Source organism: Rothia mucilaginosa ATCC 25296 (genome assembly GCF_000175615.1).
Classification (GTDB): Bacteria; Actinomycetota; Actinomycetes; order Actinomycetales; family Micrococcaceae; genus Rothia; species Rothia mucilaginosa.
This window is the reverse complement of the sequence record NZ_ACVO01000005.1, coordinates 1-21,801: the sequence shown is the minus strand read 5'-3', so window position 1 is coordinate 21,801 and position 21,801 is coordinate 1. Positions and strand designations below refer to the sequence as shown.

Here is a 21,801-nt window from a genome sequence, read left to right as displayed (position 1 = left end):
TCTTCCTCGAGACTTCAGGATAGGGTGACCTTAAGTGTGCACAAATGATACTTATGTGCATAATTGCGCTCCTTAGTCGCGAACCTCCTCCCCGGCGCACAAACACAGAAACGCGAAAGCCCCCTCCTACCGAAGTAGAAGGGGGCTTTCGCTCAACCGTGTCGCGGGCACCTTACCCTCAAAGAAGGTAGGTTACACGCGTCGGGGTTTCACGCTGTTTAGGCTACAACCAGGGACAGGACGTAAACCCAAACACAGGTGATAGCCAGCAGGGCCGCGCTGTATTTGATCGCCATGGAGGTAATCTTGGATTCCTCGCCTGCGCTGTTCACAGCAGCAGCTGCAATTGCGATGGACTGCGGGGAGACGATCTTCGCCATCACACCACCGGCGGTGTTAGATGCAACCAGCAGGGTCTGGCTGACGCCAATCTGCTGTGCGGTGGTAGCCTGCAGGCCTGCGAAGAGGATGTTGTTGTTCACCACGGAGCCGGTCACGAACACGCCGATCCAACCGATGATCGGGGACAGCAGCGGGAAGATTGCGCCCACAGCGGCAACAGCCAGTGCGATGGAGGTAATCATACCCGCGTAGTTCATAACGTTAGCAACGGACATAACCAGGCAGATCATGATGATCGGGGTCTGCAGCTGCTTCCAGGTTGCACCGAGTTCCTCGATAGCCTCACCCCAGCTGATGGAGGAGGTCAGGATGGTGATGATTGCAGCGACCAGAATTGCGGTACCGGAAGCACCAATGATGTTCCAGGTGTAGGTCACGTCAATAGCCTTGGGCTTTGCAACAATCGGTGCCACCTGCTGGATGGTCTGGTGCAGCCACGGAACGGGGAAGGTGATGTTGCTGAAGGCCAGCAGACCGCCCTTAGCGAAGAGCGGCTTCATCGCGGTGGACCAGAGCAGAATCACGACGGACAGGTAGACGAAGGGGCTCCATGCCTTGAGAATCTGACCACCGGAGTGCTTGACGCTCTGCTGAGCCTGAACTTCTTCCAGGGAGGGAGCGGTGGGCTCGCGGAAGATGTGCTTCGGCTGCCACTTCTGCATGATGAGTGCCAGTGCGACCAGAGCCAGCAGCGGCGGGATGATGTCGACGAGCTCGGGGTTACCGAGGCCTGCGAGCAGGACGGACTGGCCGCCGGAGTAGATCAGACCAACAATCAGTGCTACCAGACCAACTTCGCGGATACCGCGGATACCGTCCTGAATAGCGACGAGCAGTACGGGGATGAGAGCCGCGATGATCTGGATCACCAGAACCAGCTCGGTGGACAGGCCGTGCAGGTCCACGCCACCGCGGGTAGCTGCGGTGGTCACGGGGATACCGATTGCACCGTACGCACCGGAGCTCACGTTAGCAATCAGCGCGAACATTGCAGCCTTGAGCGGGTTGAAGCCCAGGGACACGAGCAGTGCAGCACAGATAGCGATCGGGATACCGAAGCCTGCAGCACCTTCAAGGAAGCCGCCGAAGCAGAAGGCAATCAGCAGCATCTGGACGCGCTGGTCGGTAGAGATGGAGGAGATGGAGGAACGAACGATTTCGAAGCCGCCGGAACGCACGGAAATGCGGTAGAGCCACACTGCCATAAGAACGATCCAGCCGATGGGCCACATGCCCGAGAGGAAACCGTAGAGGATGGAGCCGGCACCTGCGGTGACGGGCATGCCGAAGATAGCGCAACCGATAACGAGTGCGAGCGCCAGGGAGATGACGGCAGATTTAATACCGCTGAGCTTCAGGACGGTGAGGCCCAGAAGGAAGAAAATAATCGGGACTGCTGCCACGAGTGCGGAGAGCGCGCTCGAGTTCAGCGGGTCGTAGACTTGCTGCCACATAGTGTATTGCGTTCCTTTCCGCGCCCGGAGGGGCGGGATCGAGTTGTGCCGTAAAGCCTACCCAATGGTGCGCGTGGCGGTGTGTGTGCCGTGTGCATAAGGCCTGGCTCCCTGTCGTCTTGTGAGTTGGGGAGGCTATCCCACCGGGATATTTGCCTTCACTTGGGTTCGTGTTGGTTTTGCGGCTATGAAATTCAGTGTGTATGAAGTCGTGTTTTAGTCACAGAAACCTAAATATTCCTTGATTTGTCAAGGGAAATTCAGTGCCAAAGCTAAAATTTCTGACCGCTAAAACGCGATTCCTTGTGTACCCAATGTACCACCCATCACCCACAAAATCGGGCATATTCCAACATTTAGATCGAAGCTCATAATTGCACACTAACCTAAAGCCCCACCGCTTTACAGGTGCGATACCGACCTCTCCCCCGCCATCCCAAGGAAGAGAGCGCACTTCGGTGCTTCCAGCCGTGTTTTTGGCGCCGGCTCCCGCATTTCCCCATCCAAGCAAGCAAAACAAAAACCACTAAACGGCATACAAAAAAGCTCCGGAAGGAAAAACCTTCCGGAGCTTTATCTGTCGGGTTGACAGGATTTGAACCTGCGACCCCTTGACCCCCAGTCAAGTGCGCTACCAAGCTGCGCCACAACCCGATTCGTTATTCACGATATTGTTTTCAAGGTTTCCCCTGAACACTCGAATAACTATACCGGGCTTTTAACCCCCGCGCAAGCCAGAATCCCTATTTTTAGAAAAAATCTTAAAAATCTTTTCCTCACGGATTTTCCGTGCAGAATCCAGCGCGCGGGGGCCAAGCCTAACAAGGGGCCAGCCCAGCAACACGGCATCAGGCAGACACCCCCGCTACTAGCGGCGGCCGCTCTTACCCTTCTTAGCCTTCGCGCTCTGACGCTCACCCAGGGAGCGGCGCTCACGCACACGCATCGAAATCTCAATCGGAGTACCCGTGAAATCAAAAGTCTCACGCAGACGACGCATAATGAAGCGACGGTAACCCGGATCCAAGAAACCGGTGGTAAAGAGCACGAACTTCGGCGGACGCGAAGACACCTGAGTACCGAACAGGATGCGCGGCTGCTTACCACCGCGCATCGGGTGCGGATGCGCGGCCACAATCTCACCCAGGAATGCGTTCAGGCGGCCGGTCGGAATACGCGAATCCCACGACTCCAGCGAGTGCTCCAGGGCGGGCACCAGCTTGTCCTTGTGCCAGCCAGTCTTCGCCGAAATGTTCACGCGAGGCGCCCACTGCACGTGCGCCAGGTCGCGGTCAATCTCGCGCTCAAGCATGTCGCGGCGATCCTCATCGAGGGTATCCCACTTATTGAATGCCAGAACCATCGCACGACCCGAATCAATCACAGTCTGCACGATACGCACATCCTGCTCAGAAATCGGCTCGGAAACATCCAGCAGCACCACGGCAACCTCAGAACGCTCCAGAGCAGTCTGAGTACGCAGCGAAGAGTAGAACTCCGCACCCTTAGCCATATGCTGGCGACGGCGAATACCCGCGGTATCCACAAAACGCCAAGGGTAGCCACCCAGCTCAATAATCTCGTCAATCGGGTCACGAGTCGTACCAGCCAGGTCATTCACCACGGCACGCTCAGAACCAGCCAGCTTATTCAGCAGCGACGACTTACCCACGTTCGGGCGACCCACCAGAGCCACACGACGCGGGCCACCCAGCGCCTCCGGCTGAGCGAACTGCGAGTGCTCCGGCATGACCTCAAGGATCTCGTCCAGAGCATCCGCCAGGCCACGACCGTGCAGACCCGACACCGGGAACGGCTGACCCATACCCAGCGACCAGAGGTTATAAATCTCCGGCTCCAGGTGAGCGTCGTCAATCTTGTTAGCAATCAGAATGATCGGCTTCTTCACGCGGCGCAGCATACGCACAATCTGCTCGTCCGAAGCGGTCACACCCACGCGGGCATCCACCACCAGGACCACAACGTCGGCCTGCTCCACAGCGATCTCAGCCTGCTCAGCAACCTGAGCATCAATACCGCGAGCGTCAGACTCCCAACCACCGGTATCAACCAGGGTGAAGCTCTTACCCAGCCACTCAGCCTTATAGGACACGCGGTCACGAGTCACACCCGGCTTATCCTCAACCACCGCTTCACGGCGGCCCAGAATACGGTTAATGATGGTCGACTTACCCACGTTCGGGCGGCCAACAATCGCCACTACCGGATCAGCAAGCTGCTCTTCCTCATCCTCAATGTCGAAGCCCCAGGCACCCAGCAGGGCGCGGTCCTCTTCATCCAGGTCGTAGTCCTCAAGACCCTCAAGAAGAGCCTGAGCACGCTGATCAGCGGTCTCATCATCAATCTCAGCGAGGCGCTCGATAACGTCGTCCTCGCCACCGCCCAGGTACTTATCTTCGTAATCGTCGCGGATAGCGTCCTCAGCCATGCGCATTCCTTTCTCTACCCGCCCCACGCCCAACCCAAAGGTCAGCACGCGAGCGCGGCTCAACGTCTTCTCGGGAGTAGATGCACCACTCCCCCAGCGTTTCGGCGGGGCCTAGCCCGCGCGCTTCGCCTTCAACTGGTCATTCACAGCGTTAATCACTGCAGAGACCGTCGCATTAAAATCAAGATCCGAGCTGTCCACCAGGGTCACACCCTCGGCAGCTTCCATAAAGTTATTGACCTTCGAATCCTTCGCATCACGCTCAGCGATCTGCTTGCTCAAGTCACCCGAAGCGCCGGACTTCTCCGCGTTCTCCAGGCCGCGGCGCGCCATGCGCACCTCTTCAGAAGCAGTCAGCAGGATGCGCGCATCAGCGTCGGGAGCGACCACGGTGGTGATGTCGCGACCCTCAGCGACCATGCCGTTAATAGCGTGGTTGATCATCCAACGCTGCAGGCCAATCAGGTGCTCACGAACCGCCGGAACCGAAGCCACAGCAGACACCGCCGAAGAAATACGCTCGCTACGAATCTCCTCACGGATATCGGTCGAGCCCATCAGAATCTCTTCTTCCTTAATGTTCGTACCAAACACCAGGGGCATCTCCTCGACAGCCTTCGCGATCGCTTCAGCGTCGTTCAGGTCAATGCCAAGTTCCAGCACACGGTAGGTTGCGGCACGGTACATTGCACCGGTGTCCAGGTACGCCAGACCAAAGTGGCGTGCAACTTCCTTAGACACAGACGACTTACCGGAACCGGAGGGACCGTCAATAGCAATCGTCAGTTTAGGGTTCTCGTGCATCAGCACTCCTTAAAATTCGTCTCAAACTTTATGCCGGAAAATACAGCTTTAACTCTACTTCACAACACGCCAACCGCGAGCCGACAAATCGCGGACCAGCGCCTCATGAATAGACGGATTGACCGAGATTTCAGCCATACCCACCGGGGCACCCGTCGAGTGCTCCAGACGCAAATCCTCAAGGTTCGCGCCCAGCTCACCAATCTCGGCAAGCAAACGAGCCAGCGTGCCAGGGGTGTCGTCCACCAGCACCGTCATCTTTGCGAACGCGGCGGGGGCAGTACCGTGCTTACCCGGAATACGGCTCACGCCCGCGTTGCCTTCGCTCATCAGCTGCGCCAAATCCAGGCGAGCGCCGGACGCCGTCGGGTTCTCCAGCGTCGCGATGAGACGGTTCAGGTCATCACGCACACCGTAGAGGGTCTGCACAATCGGGTCAGCGTTCGCCGCAAAAATCTGCACCCACAGCGTCGGGTCCGAAGCCGCAATACGCACCGTATCGCGCAAACCCTGACCCGCCAGGGACAGCGCATACAGCGGAGTGTCCTGCAGACGCGAAGCCAACAGCGAACTCATCGCCTGCGGCACATGAGAGATCAGGGCAACCGTCTGATCATGCTCCTCAACGCTCAGAGAAGTCACAATCGCGCCCAGCTCAACCGCCACAGAACGCACCAGGCGCACACACTCGGGGCGAACCGAATCGTGCTCGCAGATAATCCACGGACGCGCCTGGAACAGCTCACCGCGAGCAGCCACCGGGCCAGACTTCTCACGCCCAGCCATCGGATGCGAACCCACGTAACGGGACGCATCCGCACCCGAGGCAAGCACATCAGCCAGCGGCTGCACCTTCACCGAGGCAACATCCGTCACCACGGCGCCGGGGTAGCCCGCCTCCGGTCGAGGCGCATAGGTGTTCAACGCGCGAGCGCACACGGCACCGGCACTATCCGGAGGCGCAGCCACCACCACCAGCTGCGGGGCGAACGCGGCGCGCTCCTGCTCCGACAGGGTGGAGAAGCTTGTACCGGCACCGATATCCTGCGCCACAGCCTCGGCGGTGGGTGAAATATCTTGGACGTACACGTCCTCGCATCCTGCCGCACGCAACCCCAAACCGATGGAGGCACCCAGCAGACCCGAGCCGATAATGAGCACCGGCCCGGTCAGCGTTGAGTCGATGGGCAGCTCAGATGCGGAAAGCTCAGCGGGCGAGCTCATGACAACTCCTTAGCGTTATTACATGTCCACCGAAGCGAGCAGGTGACCAATCTCGACCTTGGAGAGGTTACGGACGGTACCCTGCTTCTGCGAACCAATACGGATCGGGCCCATCTCGACGCGGACCAGGCGCTCAACCGGGTAGCCGACGGCGTCGAAGAGGCGGCGCACGATGCGGTTCTTACCGGAGTGGATGGTCACCTCAACGAGCACATGGCCGGGGGTGGAGTCCACCAGCTTGAACTCGTCAACGCGGGTCACGCCGTCTTCCAGGCGAATACCCTTCTTCATGGCTGCGCCGACGCCGGGCTCCATCGGGCCGGGAACCTGCACCAGGTAGGTCTTGGGCACCTCGTAGGAGGGGTGGGTCAGGCGGTTGGCCAGTTCACCGTCGTTGGTCAGCAGCAGCAGACCCTCGGTCTCGACGTCCAGGCGGCCCACGTGGAACACGCGCTCGCTCATGGAGGAACGCAGGAAGTCGGAGATGCAGGGGCGGCCTTCGGGGTCTTCCATGGTGGAGACCACGCCGGCGGGCTTGTTGAATGCCATGTAGACGAGCTTGTCGTTGGTCTGAACGGTCATGCCGTCCACCTGCACGGTCACCTTGGAGGGGTCCACGCGCACACCCAGTTCGGTCACGACTTCACCGTTGACGGTAACGCGGCCTTCTGTAATCATTTCTTCGCAGACGCGACGGGATGCCACACCGGCCTGAGCCAGCAGCTTCTGCAGGCGCACGCCGTCGTGGTCGTAGAACTCGTAGTGGTCTACCGGGGCGTTGCGGGGGCGGCGGGGGCGGTGCGGACCAGCGTAGTTGCTGACGCGGTATTCGCCGCGCTCGTTTGCGAAGGCTTCGCCGGAGCGGTAGGGGCGGCCCGGTGCGCGGCGTTCGCGCTTGGGCAGTTCGGTGCCGCGGCCTCGGCCGGAACCTGCGCGGCCTGCGCCGAACTTCTTCTCGCCAAACTTCTTGTCACCGAACTTCTTCTCGCCGAAGCCCTTTGCGCCGCCCTTACCTGCGCCACTCTTCGGTGCGCCGGGGCGACCGCCGCGTGCGGATGCACCCTTAGCGCCGGGCTTACCGCCCTGACCGGGACGAGCAGCGCCGGGACGGCCACCGCGGGAGTTCTGGGGGCGGCCGGATGCAGAGCGGCCGCCGCGGGAGGAGTTTCCATATGCCATGGTGTTCTTCTCTTTTCTGTCGTATAGTGCGAACGTTTCAGGCTTTTCCCGAACGTTCGTTCGTCTTATTGATTCGTTGTCTTAGTCGTTGCCTTCGGCAAGCACTGCGGCTTCCGTGTCATCGGGCAGGAAGGGCGCGAGCGCCGGCAGCTCCTCCAGGGAGTTCAACCCGAGCTTCGCCAGCAGCAGCTCCGTGGTTTCGTAGAGGGTCGCGCCGCTTCCGGCTTCTCGCCCTGCTTCACGAATCAGCTGCCGTTGCAGTAGCTGGCGGATTGCCGCGTCCGCGTTCACGCCTCGAATGGAGGCTACCCTCGCCCTGGTCACCGGCTGCTGGTAGGCAATCACGGCGAGCGTCTCGTAGGCGGGCTTGCTCAGCGTCGCGCTCTTGGAGCGGGTCACGAAGCGTGCCACCCAGGGGGCGAAGTCGTCGCGGGCGTAGAGCTTCCAGCCTCCTGCGATGTTCCGCAGCTGGAATCCGCGCGGTTCGGGCGCTACCCGGTTTTCGTCTTCTCCGTAGCCGCTTTCTTCGCCGTTGTACTCGCGGTACAGCTGGTCGAGCGCGTGCTCAACAGCGCGTTCGCTGACGATGAGCGCGGCGGAGAGTTCACGCACGCTCACGGGCGCTTCGGCAACGGCGAGGATCGCTTCAATGGCGCTTTTGACGCCGCCGGGGATTGCCTCGACCTTGGAGAATTCGGCTTCGGCATCGACCGCCACGCTGGGTGCGGTGGAGGGGCCTCCCGCCGGAATCTTTACCGATTTCGCTGCCGATTTCGTTGCCGGTTTCTCCGACTCGCGGGATGCAGTTTCCTGTGATTTCTCAGAGCTGTCGGAAATGTCGGAACCGTCGGAGTCCTCTACCGTTTCAGCGGCTTCAGCCTCCTCAGCTTCTTCGGTCACCTCATCCAGAGGAGCTGCCGCTACCTCGTACTCAGCCGGCTCAGCGTCCGCCTCAGCAGGCTTTGAGATTTCCGCCTCTACCGGCACCGAGTCTGTCTGTTCCGAATCCTCGTCTGCGTTCGGATCCCAGTAGCCCATGTTCACGATGGCAAGGTCGTCGGGGGTGAATTCACGGTCAAAGCGGGAGCCGTGATTACTCATAATCCTCCTTTACCGGTTCCGTGTTAGCTTCAGATTCGTTCGCTTCGGATGACTCAAGTGCTCCACTGGTTTCGTGCGCATCCTGTGTGCCTGCGGTGTCTGCACTTTCTTCGCGAATCACGAACTGTGCCGCGCTCGCGCTCGCACGTACCCGAATGGCTCCGAGCGGTGCGTCCTGTTCCACGTGCAGGGCGCCTTCTTTGTAGAGCTCGAGCAGGGCGAGAAAACGAACCACCGCGATTTCTAGTTCGCCGGATCCTTGAACCAGTTCGGCGAAGCTCAGTTCCCGCGCCGCCGTATCGAGCAGGCTGTGCAGAATGTAGTGTTCTTCAGCCGCGATGGTGGTTAGCGGAACGTGCAGGTGCTCGTTGAGTTCTTCAACGATTTCTTCGGGTTCCGGTTCGGGCTCTTTGGGGGTTCGACTCAGCGCTGCTGCGGCGATGCGGGCGAACTCTTCGGCGCCTCCGGTGAAGACCAGCTCGGGTAGCGCCTGGGCGAATCGTTCTTCGAGGGCTACCGCACGGGGAAAACGCTGCGCTTCTTGCGCCCAGCGTTCGGCAAAAATATCGGCGACTTCGCGGTAGGCGCGGTATTGCAGCAGACGGGCGAAAAGCAGGTCGCGTGCCTCCAGCAGTGCAACGTCCTCTTCGAGGGGTTCACGATGCTGCGGGAGCAGGCGTGCGGTTTTGAGTTCCAGCAGGGTTGCGGCGGTGACCAGAAATTCACTGGCTTCGTCGAGTGCGCGTTCGGTGCCTTCAGCGTAGAGGGCGTGCAGGTATGCGAGGAACTCGTCGGTGACCTCTGCGAGCGCCACCTCGGTAATGTCGAGTTTGCGGCGCGAAATGAGGGTCAGTAGAAGATCAAAGGGACCCTCAAAATTACTGAGGGTGAGGGTGAAACCGCGTTCCGGGTTCTGCAGGCCGCGGCCCTCAGTCCGGGCGTTCGCGGCGGTGTCTGCGTTCGGTGTCGGTACCCTCACGGCAGCGACGTTCGTGGTCATAAACGACCTATTCTCCTTAGGTTTATTCTCCCCGGCTTTGTTGGTGCCGTCTCAGATGCGGCTTTTACTTCGCCTACTTTTTCGGCGTAAGCAGTGTGCGGGGTCTTTAGAATCCACACAATTATACGCCCTCTGCCGGTGTGATTCAAGGGTGAGAATCACCTCAGCAGAGGGCGTATAGGTGTGGGGGCTTTAGCGTGCGCCGCCCTTGTAGATCAGTTCGCGTGCCACCTGGCGGTATGCTTCCGCGCCGGGGTGGCTGGAGGCGTAGCTGAGAATCGGCTCAGCGGACACCGATGCGTCCGGGAACTTCACGGTGCGCTTGATGACGGTGTCGAAGACCTTGTCGCCGAATGCGTCCACGATGCGTGCCAGAACTTCCTTGGAGTGGATGGTGCGCGCATCGAACATGGTGGCAAGTACGCCGGAGATTTCGAGGTCGGGGTTCAGTCGATCCTGAACTTTCTCGATGGAGTCGACCAGCAGTGCGACGGCGCGCAGCGCGAAGAACTCACAAATCAGCGGAATGATGACCCCTTCGGAAGCGGTCAGTGCATTGACGGTCAGCAGGCCCAGGGAGGGCTGGCAGTCGATGAGGATGACGTCGTATTCGTCGCGGACCTTGCGCAGTGCCGAGGCGAGAACCTGCTCGCGAGCCACTTCGTTGACCAGCTGGACTTCAGCTGCGGAGAGGTCAATGTTGGCGGGCAGCAGGTCGATGTTCTCCACGCCGGTAGGCAGGATGACGTCCTTGATGTCGACCTTGCGGTCCATCATGACGTTGTAGACGGTCAGGTCCAGTTCGTGCGGGTTCGCACCGAAACCGGCGGAGAGAGCACCCTGCGGGTCGAAGTCGACCAGCAGCACCTTACGGCCGCATTCTGCCAGCGCCGCGCCCAGGTTAATGGTGGAGGTGGTCTTACCCACGCCGCCCTTCTGATTCACCATAGAGATAATGCGGGCGGGACCGTGGCTGCTCAGCGGAGCCGGGTCGGGGTATACGCGCAGGGGTCGACCGGTGGGGCCGAGTTCTTGAGCCTGAGCTTCAGTCAATGGTTCACCTTCATCAATGAATTCGAAGTTTTAAAGTTTAAGCGTTGTCTATAAGGTTACCTCAAGAGCGGCTGTTCCGCGGATTGACGGGGTTTTATCCCCGTTCGTGAGCACGCGGATGCGCCATGCGGTACACCTCCATGAGCCCCTCGGGCGTGACCTTGGTGTACACCTGTGTGGTGGCGATGGAAGCGTGCCCGAGCAGTTCTTGCACCACGCGAATATCAGCTCCGCCCTGTAGCAGGTGCGTTGCGAAGCTGTGGCGCATGGAGTGCGGTGAGAAGTCGGAGCTGAGCCCGGCGGCTTCGGCGGCTTCTTTGAGGATGAGCCAGGCGCCTTGGCGTCCGAGTCTGCCGCCTCGTCCGTTCACGAAGAGCGCGGAGGTGCCTTTACCGTGCGCTACGAAGGAGGGGCGGGCACGCACCAGGTAGTCTTGGATTGCTTTTTGGGCGTAGCTTCCGATGGGTACGAGTCGTTCTTTGTTTCCCTTGCCGAAGAGTCGAACGTAGCCGGGCAGGGTAATCTGGTTGCCGTCTTCGTCGGTGAGGGTTCCTTCGAAGTGCACGTCGTCGATATCGGCGTTGAGCATTTCGCTCACGCGCGCGCCGGTGGCGTAGAGGAATTCGAGTATGGCTCGGTTACGTAGCCCGGTGGCGGTTTCGCGGTCGGGTACGGCGAGTAGCCGCTGGATGTCTTCTACGCTGACTGCTTTGGGTAGGCGTTTAACGTTCTTGGGCGGGGTGACCGGTGCCGCCGGGTCGGTGGGCACGATGAGCGCGGAGACCCAGAAGGCGTGTGCTCCGCGGACTGCCGCCATGGTGCGGGCGATGGAGTTCGGCCCCAAGGGCAGGGGCAGGCTCGGCGCGCCTTCAGCGGCTGGCGTTTCTTTTTCTGACGCCCCGGCTTTCTCCGGCTGCCCGGCACGACCTTTCCCAGCGCGCCCGTTTCCTGTCCCTCGCCCCGATTCGGAGGCGATCATCAGTGCCAGCGATTCTGCGGCTTCTTCCTGCGCTTCCTGAGCTTCCTGCGCGTTCTGGTTGTTCTTCTCCCCCGCTTCGAATCCGGCAAGGGGCACGGTGGGAGCGGCGAGTTCCCGCATGAAGGAGCGTACCTGCGCGGTGGTGATGCGTTCGGGGTCGATGACGCCGAGGGTCGCCATGTAGGCGCTGTATCGTCGCAAATCGCGCGCGTAGGAGGCGATGGTGTGCTCGCTGCTTCCTCGCTCCACGCGCAGGTGGATGAGGTACTGGTCAATGGCTTTCTGGAGCGGGGTCTGCGCCTCCTGATGGGAAGAACTCGGAGTAGAACCAAGGGCAGAAGAACCCAGCACGGAGGAACCGGCAGAAGAGGGCACACCAAGCAGACCCGCGCCGCGGGGCGCCTTGCTCACCGTGCTTTTTGCCTGCTTCACGCTATCTCCTCTGCCGGTTCTGTTTGATGTTTGGGCCTCTTGATATTTGGGTTTGCCGTAGGCTGGGCTACTCCCCCACTCTACGTTCCGTTCTTAGTGGTTGCGGAAGTTCTCCGGCTTTTCGCGGCGCTGCCCCATGTAGGGGTGGAACTCCCAGCCGCCCTCGGCGGGGCGCAGACCTTCAAAATTGTTCTGCTCCGCCGCGTAGGTGGCGAGTACCGCCTGGATAGCGAGCGCGTTATGAACCTTTCCGCCCAGCACCAGCTGCACTGCCTCGGCGAGGGGCACCCAGCGGTAGGTCATTTCTGCTTCTTCGTCGGTGCGTTCGCTACGTTCTTCGACGGGCAGTTCCGAGAGGTTACGCGCCAGGTAGACGCGGCCTGCTTCGCTGGTTGCGCCGGGGCTGCTGAAGTAGTCGGTCAGTGCGTTCCAGGTGTCTGCCTGCAGGTCTGCCTCTTCGGCAAGTTCGCGCTGCGCGGCGACCAGGGGGTCTTCACCGTCGATGTCGAGCAGTCCGGCGGGTACTTCCCAGAGGTTCATACGCACCGGGTGGCGGTACTGGTTAAGCATCAGCAGTTCGTTGTTGTCGTTGAGGACCGCCACGGCGACGGCGCCGGGCATTTCCACGACGTCGCGGGTCAGCACGGCGTTTTCGTTGAGTTCGTACTCTTCAACGGTCGTTTCGATCACGTAGCCGCTGTACTTCACGGTGCGGGTGCGGATGGTGCGTTCGGAGGGTGCATCAATAATCTGCTGGTTGTTGCTCATTCTTTCATTGTAGGCGGCTTCTTAGCCCCGCTACGTTTGGCGCGTCAGGTGTGGGCGCAGAGTAGACCACGCTCACGCTTAAACGAAAGCATCCCGCTCTCCCCAGTACGGGGTGAGCGGGATGCTGAACGTTTGTGCCTAGATGTTAGGCGCCGCGGCGCTCCAGAGCAGCCTTAATCAGGCCGGAGAAGAGCGGGTGCGGGCGGGTCGGACGCGAGCGGTACTCGGGGTGTGCCTGAGTTGCCACGTAGTAGGGGTGTGCCTCTGCGGGTAGTTCCACGTACTCGACCAGCGAGGAGTCCGGGGAGGTACCGGAGATGCGCAGGCCTGCTTCTTCAAGCTGCTCGCGGTACTCGTTGTTCACCTCGTAGCGGTGGCGGTGACGCTCTGCAACCTCGGTTGCACCGTACGCCTTAGCTACCTGAGAGCCGGGAACCAGGTTTGCCTTGTACAGGCCCAGGCGCATGGTGCCGCCCAGGTCGCCTGCACCTTCGACGAACTGCTTCTGCTCTTCGATGGTTGCGATGACCGGTACGGAGGTTTCCGGATCGAACTCGGTGGAGGATGCTTCGGTTAGACCCAGTACGTTGCGTGCGTACTCGATGACCATGGACTGCAGGCCGAGGCAGATGCCCAGGGTCGGGATCTTGTGCTCGCGTGCGTACTTGAGGGCGCCGATCTTGCCGTCCAGGCCGCGGATGCCGAAGCCGCCGGGCACGAGGATTGCGTCCATGTTGCGCAGCTGGTGGTCTGCATCTTCGTCGGTTGCACACAGGTCGGCTGCAACCCACTTGATGTTGACCTTCACGTTGTTTGCGAAGCCGCCGGCGCGCAGAGCCTCGGAGACGGACAGGTATGCGTCGGGCAGGTCGATGTACTTACCGACCAGGCCAACGTTGACCTCTGCTGCGGGGCGGTGCACTGCGTCGAGCAGGCGGTCCCACTGGGTGAAGTCCGGTGCGGGAGCCTCAATGCCGAAGTAGTCGAGGATGTAGTCGTCGAGCTTCTGGCTGTGCAGGGTCTTGGGGATGTCGTAGATGCTGGGTGCGTCGGCGCAGGAAATCACTGCGTCGGTGTCCACGTCGCATGCGTTACCGATCTTGGAGCGGTGCGATGCGGGGACCTCACGCTCACAGCGCAGGATCAGACCGTCAGGCTGGATGCCCAGGCCGCGCAGTGCTGCCACGGAGTGCTGGGTCGGCTTGGTCTTGAGCTCGCCGGAGGGGCCGATGAAGGGCACCAGGGAGACGTGCAGGAAGAAGACGTTCTTGCGGCCAACATCGCGGCGTACCTGGCGTGCTGCCTCCATGAAGGGCAGGGACTCGATATCGCCGACGGTACCACCGATTTCAGTGATGATGATGTCGGGTGCGTTTTCAATTTCCGCTGCGTGACGCATACGGGCCTTGATTTCGTCGGTAATGTGAGGGATGACCTGGACGGTGTCACCGAGGTATTCGCCGCGGCGTTCCTTCGCGATGACGGAGGAGTAGACCTGGCCGGTGGTCACGTTAGCGGACTGGTCGAGGTTTTCGTCCAGGAAGCGCTCGTAGTGTCCGATGTCGAGGTCGGTTTCAGCACCGTCGTCGGTGACAAAGACTTCACCGTGCTGGAAGGGGTTCATCGTACCGGGGTCGACGTTCAGGTAGGGGTCGAACTTCTGCATGGTCACAGAGAGGCCACGTGCGCGAAGAAGCTGACCAAGGGAAGAGGCCGACAGGCCCTTACCGAGAGAAGATGCAACGCCGCCGGTCACGAAAATCTGGCGGGTTACCTTGTCGTTAGAGGACGCGTTCAGAGCGTTATTTTTTTCATTCACCACGGAATTCAAGCCTACCATTTTCTTGTCTGCTATCCAAGCAGAGGGTTTTGCCGCGAGAGGATTCTCTCAGGCGGCTTTCCCTCCCCTATTTGTCCTTATCACCACTGTAAACGGAGCTGGGGATTTATTATTCCCGCCGCGCCGTGTAGAAGCAGGTGTAGGAGCATTCACAGAGTATCTCACATCCTCTGGGATCCATGCACCGCTATTGGTCACCGGCGCGGGCTGTACTGGCAACTTTCTGAGGCACGCTCGCACACTTCAGCCCCTTTGATGGTCTTTGGTGCGAAAGATGCCACCTTTCGGCGCTTTTGCCAGCACTTTCCTCATACTTTTCTCTGCCGGTTTGCCGCCGGCTTGCCGTCAGTTTCAGCGCCCCTGCGGCACTTCTCGACCGGCTGCCAGTAGCTCTCGGGCATGCTCTCGCGCCGATTCTGATTGATCGTGCCCGGAGAGCATTCGCGCCAGTTCCACCACGCGTTCCTCTTCGGAAAGTACCTTGACCTTTGAGAGGGACGCGTCATCGTTTTTCAGCACGAGGATGTGCTGGTCCGCGAAGGCTGCAACCTGCGGCAGGTGGGTGACCACCAGAACCTGCACGTGTCGGGCGAGCATGGCGAGGCGGCGACCGATTTCGATAGCGGCCTTACCGCCCACGCCGGAGTCCACCTCGTCGAAGATGAAGGTGGGTACGGGGTCTACTTCGGCAAGCACTACCTCCAGGGCGAGCATTACGCGGGAGAGCTCGCCGCCGGAGGCGCCCTTACCGAGCGGGCGCGGCACGGCGGTTCGGTGGGGCGCCAGCATGAAGGTCACGGTGTCTCGGCCGTGCACCGAGAACTTTTCGGCTTCAGCAACTTCCACGACCAGGGAGGCGTTCGGCATGGCAAGAGCGGTGAGCTCCTCACTGACGGCGTCTGCCAGTTTCTGTGCGGCGGCACGGCGCAGGGCGGTCAGCTCTTCTGCCTGGGCGCCGAGCACCTTGCGTAGCTGTACCAGCTCGGTTTCCAGGGTTTCCTGTCGCTGCGGGTCGTCCACCAGGGTCTCAAGGCGTGCACGGGATTCTTCGGCCCATTCGAGAACCTCGGCGATGTCGGCACCGTATTTGCGGGTGAGGGTCGCCAGCTGGGCGCGGCGAGTCTGCACCTGCGCCAGACGTTCGGGGCCTTCAACATCCAGGGAGGCCATGTAGGAGGACAGATCCGAGGAGATATCGGTGGCAAGAATCAACAGTTCGTTGACGCGCGCGGCGAGAGAAGCAAGCTCTTCATCAGCGTCTGCCTGCGCCTGGAGCGCGGAGCGGCTTGCATCGAGCAGGCTCATGACGCTCTGCTCGTCGCCGGTAGAGTATTCACTACCGCTGAGCGCCGCGGAGGCGGTTGCCGAGGCAATGCGTAGCGCTTCAACGTTCATGAGCTTCACCATTTCGGCTTTGAGCTCTTCTTCTTCGCCCTCCTGCGGGTTGACGGCACTGATTTCTTCGAGGGCTCCCTGCAGGGTCTGCGCTTCGAGGGCTCGTGCGCGCGAGTTTTCGCGTACTTCCTTCAGCTCTGCGGCGGCGGCGCGGTATCGCTCGTAGTTTTCGCGGTACTTCTCCAGCAGGTTGGAGAGCTCTTCACCGGCGTACAGGTCGAGGGACTGGCGCTGCTCTGCCGCTGATTTGAGGCGCAGCTGATCGGACTGGCCGTGGACTGCAACAAGAGTCTGACCAATCTGAGACAGGGTCCCGATGGGTGCGGAGCAACCGCCGACGTGGGCACGGGAGCGTCCCGAGGCGTTGACGGTGCGTGCCAGCAGCAGCTCGGAGGTCTGTTCGTCGATGTCTTCGGCGGTACCGCCGGCTTCTTCGGCAAGCTCGAGGGCGCGGTGCCCGTGGGGCAGGCGAATCACTGCTTCGGCGAGGGCGCTCTTAGCACCGTTGCGCACGCTGGAGGCGTCGGAGCGGGCGCCCAGGAGCATACCGAGGGCGGTGACGACCATGGTTTTACCTGCGCCGGTTTCACCGGTCAGCACGGAGAATCCGGGTTCGAGGGGGAGCCTCGCATCGGTGATGATGCCGAGGTCTCGAATATGGATTTCCTCAATCACGAACGTTCATTCCTTTTCTTTAGTGCTTCTCGGTGTCCTGCGGGCCACGCCAGCCACGGATCGGAAGCTCAAATTTACGCACCAGTCGCTCAGAGAAGGGAGCCGGGTGGATACGGGCGAGCAGCACCGACTTTTCGGAGCGTCGCACCTCAATACGGGAGCCGGGGTCCAACTCCACGGTTCGGCGGCCATCGCACCAGAGCACGCCGGAGGCACCGTTTCCGGGCATCATTTCTACCGCCAAGGTGGAGGTCGGCGCTGCTACCAGCGGGCGCGCGAAGAGCGCGTGAGCCGAGAGGGGCACCATGAGAATTGCCTCAACTTCGGGCCAGACGACCGGGCCGCCACCGGAGAAAGCATAGGCGGTCGAGCCGGTGGGGGTTCCCATGACCACACCGTCGCAGCCGAAGCTGCTGAGCGGGCGGCAGTCCACTTCAATAATGACTTCAATCATTTTTTCGCGGTTGCCCTTTTCAACACTGGCTTCGTTCAGCGCCCAGTCGCTGTGCACGCGCTTGCCGTCGTTCCAGACTTCCACATCGATTGCCATGCGTTCTTCAACGGTGTATTCGTTGTTGACGATGCAGCGAACGGTTTCGGTCAGGTCGCTCTCTTCGGATTCGGCGAGGAAGCCGACGTGCCCCAGGTTCACGCCAATGAGCGGAACGCTGGTTCGGCGTACCATTTCTGCGGCACGAAGAATCGAACCATCGCCACCGAGCACCACGCCGAGTTCAATATCGATGAGCGCTACAGATTCGTGGACGACCTGCACGGGGACGGGCTCGTCCCAGTTTTCACTCAGGGTCTCCAGATCGGAGCGAGTCATGACGGGCGCGAGTCCCGCTTCGTAGAGCTGGGTGCATGCCTGTCGGGCGGCATCTCGTGCTTCTTTGCGCCCCACGTGGGCGAAGACGAGAATCTTACGGTGACGTTGTTCCACCGAGTCTTCGGAACCATGACGTTCGAAACTGTGGTGTTCAGAACCATGACGCGCACCTGCGGTAGCTACCTGTGCGACTGCTTCCTGCGGTGCATGGCTTTCGTGTTCTGCCATAACGACTCTCTCCCATCGGGTGTTGAGATCGGGGTGTTGAGATGGTGTATCTACCCCTATCATACCGAATATGTTCTCGAAGATTTTCTAAAGTACCATATTTTTAGAAAATTATTTCGAATAGCGTACAGCTGGGGTATCTCTAGATACCTGCGAAAAATACCCGTGAAAAGTGCCTGCGCATAGCGCGGCAGCCTGAGAAAGCACCACCCTCAACGCATCCTGCGTTACCGAGCGGTTTTTCTCAGACTGCCTTAGCACTATTTATTTTCGGCACCAGAGGAAGTACTCTACGTTGCCGTCCTGTCCAGGGAGCGGGCTGGGTTCCATACCCATCACGCGCAATCCGTGGCTCACCGCAGATGCCTGCACTTTTTCCACGGCTTCACGGCGGGCGGCTTCTTCGTGCACCACTCCCCCGCGTCCGATGCGGTGCTTGCCGACTTCGAACTGCGGCTTGACCATGAGCACCAGGTCGCCGCCGGTTTCGGTGGCATTCGCTAGCGCCTCCATAACCAGGGTCAGTGAGATGAACGAGAGGTCAGAAACCGTCAGTTCGACCTGCCCACCAATGTCTTCGGGCTTCATGTAGCGAACGTTGAGCCCTTCGTACACGCCGACTCGCGGTTCTTCGCGTAGCGTGTCCACAAGCTGCCCGTGTCCTACGTCAACGGCGGCTACGTGGGCGGCTCCTCGACGAAGCAGCACGTCGGTAAAGCCTCCGGTGGATGCTCCCGCGTCCAGGCAACGCTTGCCTTCTACCTCGATTTCGGGGAACGCGTCGAGGGCACCGGCGAGCTTGTGCCCTGCGCGGCTGACGTATTCGGTCAGCTCGCTCTGGCGCACGTAGAGGGTATCCTCCGGGCCCACGAGCATGGACGCTTTGCGCGCAACCTTGCCGTTGACTTGCACGTCCCCTGCCGCGATGAGTTTTGCGGCGAGGGTTCGGGAGCTCACGAATCCGGCTTCGACCAGGTATTTATCGAGGCGCACGGTGTCCTTGTCTTCTTTCTGTCGTCGTCTGGTGACGGGTTATCTAGTGCTCCTCAGAGCATTGCTGTTCTGAGGGATCACCGCCGCGAACTAGGAGAGGTTTTCGAGGTCCTTCTCCAGTTGCTCACTCATCGTTTCGAGGCGCTTGACGCGCTCTATGGGGTCCATGGCGAGGGTCGCCGCGAGTTGGCGCTCGAATTCTGCATCAAGCTCAGCGGTTTCCTCTGCTGTGCTATTAGTCTCCGGTTCTTTAGGCACCGGGGATCCCCTGGATGTTGGGGCGTGCGCCCTGTTCGGGGTTTGCTGCCCACCATGCTGCGCAGGCTACGCGCCATGCTTCGGCTTCGCTCTCGCTGCCCGCGAATGCTTCGGCATCTTCAATCTCGGGGCCGGTCAGGCTCAGGTTTTCGCCGCGGACTCGTGCCTGCCAGGTGGGGCCGGTTGCGGTGACTTCGTAGCCTTCGTAGAGCACCTCAATTTCAGGGTAGGGTGCGAAGAAGTCCTCGAGGGTGCGCAGAATATAGGTCGGACGCTGGTTCGGCACGGCCTCGATGACATCCTGGTAGGTCTGTACGCCGGTGAGGACGAGGGCGCCGTCCATCTTTGCGTTGTTGGCGCCGAGAATATCGGTGTCCAGGCGGTCGCCCACGATGACGGGGCGGCTGGAGTTCACTGCCTGCGCTGCGGTGTGGAAGATGGGTGCTTCGGGCTTGCCCGCAACGAGCGGGGTGCGGCGGGTTGCGCTTGCCACGGCTGCTACGAGGGTTCCGTTGCCGGGTGCCTGGCCTCGTTCCTTGGGGATGCTCTGGTCGGTGTTGGTGGCAATCCAGAGGATGTCGGGGTTTGCGAGGGTGTAGGCGGCTTCCGCAAGGTCTTCCCAGCCGATCTTGGGGTCGAAACCCTGGATGACGGCTACGGGGCCTTCTTCTTCCTTGCGTACGGTTTCGAGGCCTACCGCACGAACGCAGTCGGCGAGTGCTTCGGTGCCGGTGATGAGCACTTTGGAGTCTGCGGGTACGTGCTGTGCGAGCAGTGCGGCGCCTGCCTGTGCGGAGCTGACGACTCGTTCTGCTCGGGTGTGCACACCCAGTTCACGCAGGTGCTCTGCTACAGATTCTACAGAGCGCGATGCGTTGTTGGTGACGAAGATGACCGGTACGTTGAGTTCTTCTTCGGCACGGTTGAGCGCTTCGGGTGCGCCTTCGATGGCGAAGGGACCCGCGTAGACCACGCCGTCCAGATCGGAGAGGAGGGCATCGTAGCGGGATAGGAGTACGTTCGTGGTCATAGAGTGTTCCTCTCGGGGTCTCTGGCGGTTGTCGCTATTAATCGTACCTGTTAGACACTCTAGCGATGGTGCCTTCGGGCGATTATATGGAAAACCGCTGGACGCTCTCCCCTGCTTGGGTGTGGCGTCCAGCGGTTTCACGCTGACACTTAGGTCATGTATTTAGAATTCTTAGATTCTCTGCAGTCTTATTCTGCGGAGGTTTCTTCTGCTTCTTCAGCCTTAGGCGCATCAGACTTAGGCGCTTCGGTCTTCTCGTTCTCGGCAGCCTCTTCGTCAGCTTCGCTTGCTTCCTCTTCTGCGGAAGCTTCTGCGGTTTCTTCAGCTTCTTCTACGGTCTCAGTGAGTTCTACAGACTTCTCTTCCTGCTCGAAGAGGCCAGCTTCACCGAACATGTCGAAGATTTCGGGTTCTGCGAAGTTGCCCTGGCCCAGTGCTGCTTCTGCCATGAAGGCGAGGCGTGCCCAGCGTTCTGCTTCCTGGTTACGGCCTGCGTTAGCCAGCGCGTCGGAGTATGCGCTGAACAGGCGGGGGCTGTACTCAAAGGCACGCTTGGGGTTCAGCTGAGGAATCTGCAGTGCTACGACGGCCTCAGACTTCTTGCCCTGATCGCTGAGGATGCCGGATTCAACGATGGCGAGCTCCACGCGCACGTTGGCGGGCAGTTCTTCCTTCTTGAATTCTGCAATCATTTCCATTGCCTTGGGCAGGCGGCCGAGCGCACGTTCGCAGTCTACCAGCAATGCCAGGTGGTCTACGGAGCCGCTAATACGGCGGTGGGTGCGCAGTTCGCGCAGGGCCAGTTCGAAGTCTTCTGCCACATATGCGGCGACGCCAACGGCTTCGCGTACTGCGGCAATACGACCTGCACTGCGGGATGCAGCAACGGCGTGTTCCAGCGCGAATTCGGGGTCGATGTCGAGGTAGCGACCAGCCATGGCGAGGTGCTTTGCAACGGTTTCTGCGTTGCGCGGTTCCAGGGCGCGCAGCTGACGGAAGGTTGCGCCGTCCAGCTCGCGACCGGTGATGTCGTCGTCAATTTCCGGCGCCTTGGGCTTTGCGGGGCGGTAGCCTGCACGGCCACCGATGCTGCGTACTTCTTCGCGAGGTGCCTCAGACTCAGGGCCGTTGGATCGAGGTGCCTTGGATCGGGAGTCGGAGCGACGGCCGTCGAACTTCTTGCCTCCGCGGTCGTTACGCTTGAAACCGCCCTTGCCGCCAAAGTTCTTGCCGCCCTTCTGGGAGCGGAAGTCCTTTCCTCCGCTGTTCTTGCGGTGCTGGCGGGGGCCGGAGCCGTTAGACTCGTGACGGGGGGTCTCAGACATGAATCTCCTTGGGAGGTATCCGCCAGTGTGGGCGGGTAGGGTATGCAGTCGATTCGGGCGAACCGCTGCCTGAGGCATCAACTCTATGAGGGGTGCTTTAGATACACCCGCTAATGCCTAAACATAAGCCATACCATTCTAGTATAGAGAGCACCATCCGTGCACCCGTACTGATGGGATGTTAAAGACAAATGGGGAGGCCTTTAGGCCTCCCCAAACAAAAATAGCCCCGGCGAAGCCGGGGCTATTGAATAATAAAGCGGCAATAACCTACTCTCCCACACCCACAAAAGTGCAGTACCATCGGCGCGAAGAGTCTTAGCTTCTGGGTTCGGAATGGAACCAGGCGTTTCCCTCTTGCTATAATCACCGCAAACCTACGG

17 protein-coding genes, 1 tRNA gene and 1 rRNA gene are annotated in these 21,801 nt (G+C 60.4%); all 19 read right to left on the bottom strand.

The window, feature by feature from the left end; genetic code table 11:
• Positions 1 to 218: 218 nt before the first annotated feature.
• Positions 219 to 1,856 carry an L-lactate permease gene (locus tag ROTMU0001_RS01305; RefSeq protein WP_005507703.1) on the bottom strand — a complete coding sequence of 546 codons (1,638 nt, stop codon included), beginning with the start codon at positions 1,854 to 1,856 and terminating at the stop codon, positions 219 to 221.
• 580 nt (positions 1,857 to 2,436) lie between these two features.
• Positions 2,437 to 2,510: transfer RNA gene (locus tag ROTMU0001_RS01300), tRNA-Pro, on the bottom strand.
• 214 nt (positions 2,511 to 2,724) lie between these two features.
• Positions 2,725 to 4,305, bottom strand: a complete 1,581-nt coding sequence (der, locus tag ROTMU0001_RS01295) for a ribosome biogenesis GTPase Der (RefSeq protein WP_005507702.1) — start codon at positions 4,303 to 4,305, stop codon at positions 2,725 to 2,727.
• Positions 4,306 to 4,416: 111 nt separating this feature from the next.
• Positions 4,417 to 5,109, bottom strand: coding sequence for a (d)CMP kinase (gene cmk / locus ROTMU0001_RS01290; RefSeq protein WP_005507701.1), 693 nt, complete (start codon positions 5,107 to 5,109; stop codon positions 4,417 to 4,419).
• A gap of 54 nt (positions 5,110 to 5,163) precedes the next feature.
• Entirely contained in the window at positions 5,164 to 6,333 is a 1,170-nt protein-coding gene (locus ROTMU0001_RS01285; RefSeq protein WP_005507700.1) for a prephenate dehydrogenase, read from the bottom strand.
• 18 nt (positions 6,334 to 6,351) lie between these two features.
• Positions 6,352 to 7,512: a pseudouridine synthase gene (locus ROTMU0001_RS01280; protein ID WP_005507699.1), complete on the bottom strand. Its 1,161-nt coding sequence runs from the start codon at positions 7,510 to 7,512 to the stop codon at positions 6,352 to 6,354.
• An 81-nt stretch (positions 7,513 to 7,593) separates the two neighbouring features.
• Positions 7,594 to 8,613 (bottom strand): SMC-Scp complex subunit ScpB, encoded by a 1,020-nt coding sequence (gene scpB / locus ROTMU0001_RS08935; RefSeq protein WP_005507698.1) that lies wholly within the window; start codon positions 8,611 to 8,613, stop codon positions 7,594 to 7,596.
• Positions 8,606 to 9,613: a segregation and condensation protein A gene (locus ROTMU0001_RS01270; RefSeq protein WP_005507697.1), complete on the bottom strand. Its 1,008-nt coding sequence runs from the start codon at positions 9,611 to 9,613 to the stop codon at positions 8,606 to 8,608. Before ROTMU0001_RS01270 ends, scpB begins: the two co-directional genes overlap by 8 nt.
• A 192-nt stretch (positions 9,614 to 9,805) precedes the next feature.
• Positions 9,806 to 10,666, bottom strand: coding sequence for a ParA family protein (locus ROTMU0001_RS01265; protein ID WP_005506637.1), 861 nt, complete (start codon positions 10,664 to 10,666; stop codon positions 9,806 to 9,808).
• 94 nt (positions 10,667 to 10,760) lie between these two features.
• Positions 10,761 to 12,077 carry a tyrosine recombinase gene (locus ROTMU0001_RS01260; protein WP_005507696.1) on the bottom strand — a complete coding sequence of 439 codons (1,317 nt, stop codon included), beginning with the start codon at positions 12,075 to 12,077 and terminating at the stop codon, positions 10,761 to 10,763.
• A gap of 93 nt (positions 12,078 to 12,170) precedes the next feature.
• A complete protein-coding gene (locus tag ROTMU0001_RS01255) occupies positions 12,171 to 12,845 on the bottom strand; it encodes an NUDIX domain-containing protein (protein ID WP_005507695.1) in 675 nt (224 codons plus the stop codon).
• A gap of 145 nt (positions 12,846 to 12,990) precedes the next feature.
• On the bottom strand, positions 12,991 to 14,685 hold the full coding sequence (locus tag ROTMU0001_RS01250; RefSeq protein ID WP_044141843.1) for a CTP synthase: 1,695 nt from the start codon (positions 14,683 to 14,685) through the stop codon (positions 12,991 to 12,993).
• A gap of 351 nt (positions 14,686 to 15,036) precedes the next feature.
• Positions 15,037 to 16,755 (bottom strand): DNA repair protein RecN, encoded by a 1,719-nt coding sequence (recN, locus tag ROTMU0001_RS01245; protein WP_005507692.1) that lies wholly within the window; start codon positions 16,753 to 16,755, stop codon positions 15,037 to 15,039.
• A 19-nt stretch (positions 16,756 to 16,774) separates the two neighbouring features.
• Positions 16,775 to 17,812: an NAD kinase gene (locus ROTMU0001_RS01240; RefSeq protein ID WP_155115027.1), complete on the bottom strand. Its 1,038-nt coding sequence runs from the start codon at positions 17,810 to 17,812 to the stop codon at positions 16,775 to 16,777.
• Between the two features lie 264 nt (positions 17,813 to 18,076).
• Positions 18,077 to 18,805 (bottom strand): TlyA family RNA methyltransferase, encoded by a 729-nt coding sequence (locus ROTMU0001_RS01235; RefSeq protein ID WP_005507689.1) that lies wholly within the window; start codon positions 18,803 to 18,805, stop codon positions 18,077 to 18,079.
• Between the two features lie 90 nt (positions 18,806 to 18,895).
• On the bottom strand, positions 18,896 to 19,063 hold the full coding sequence (locus ROTMU0001_RS01230) for a hypothetical protein (RefSeq protein WP_005507688.1): 168 nt from the start codon (positions 19,061 to 19,063) through the stop codon (positions 18,896 to 18,898).
• The gene (locus ROTMU0001_RS01225) at positions 19,056 to 20,093 is read right to left on the bottom strand and encodes an HAD-IIA family hydrolase (RefSeq protein ID WP_005507687.1); all 1,038 of its coding nucleotides are present in this window, start codon (positions 20,091 to 20,093) and stop codon (positions 19,056 to 19,058) included. The genes ROTMU0001_RS01230 and ROTMU0001_RS01225 overlap by 8 nt, the downstream gene beginning before the upstream one ends.
• Before the next feature lie 188 nt (positions 20,094 to 20,281).
• On the bottom strand, positions 20,282 to 21,418 hold the full coding sequence (locus ROTMU0001_RS01220) for a tetratricopeptide repeat protein (RefSeq protein ID WP_005507686.1): 1,137 nt from the start codon (positions 21,416 to 21,418) through the stop codon (positions 20,282 to 20,284).
• A gap of 257 nt (positions 21,419 to 21,675) precedes the next feature.
• Positions 21,676 to 21,792 (bottom strand): 5S ribosomal RNA (gene rrf / locus ROTMU0001_RS01215).
• Between the last annotated feature and the right edge of the window lie 9 nt (positions 21,793 to 21,801).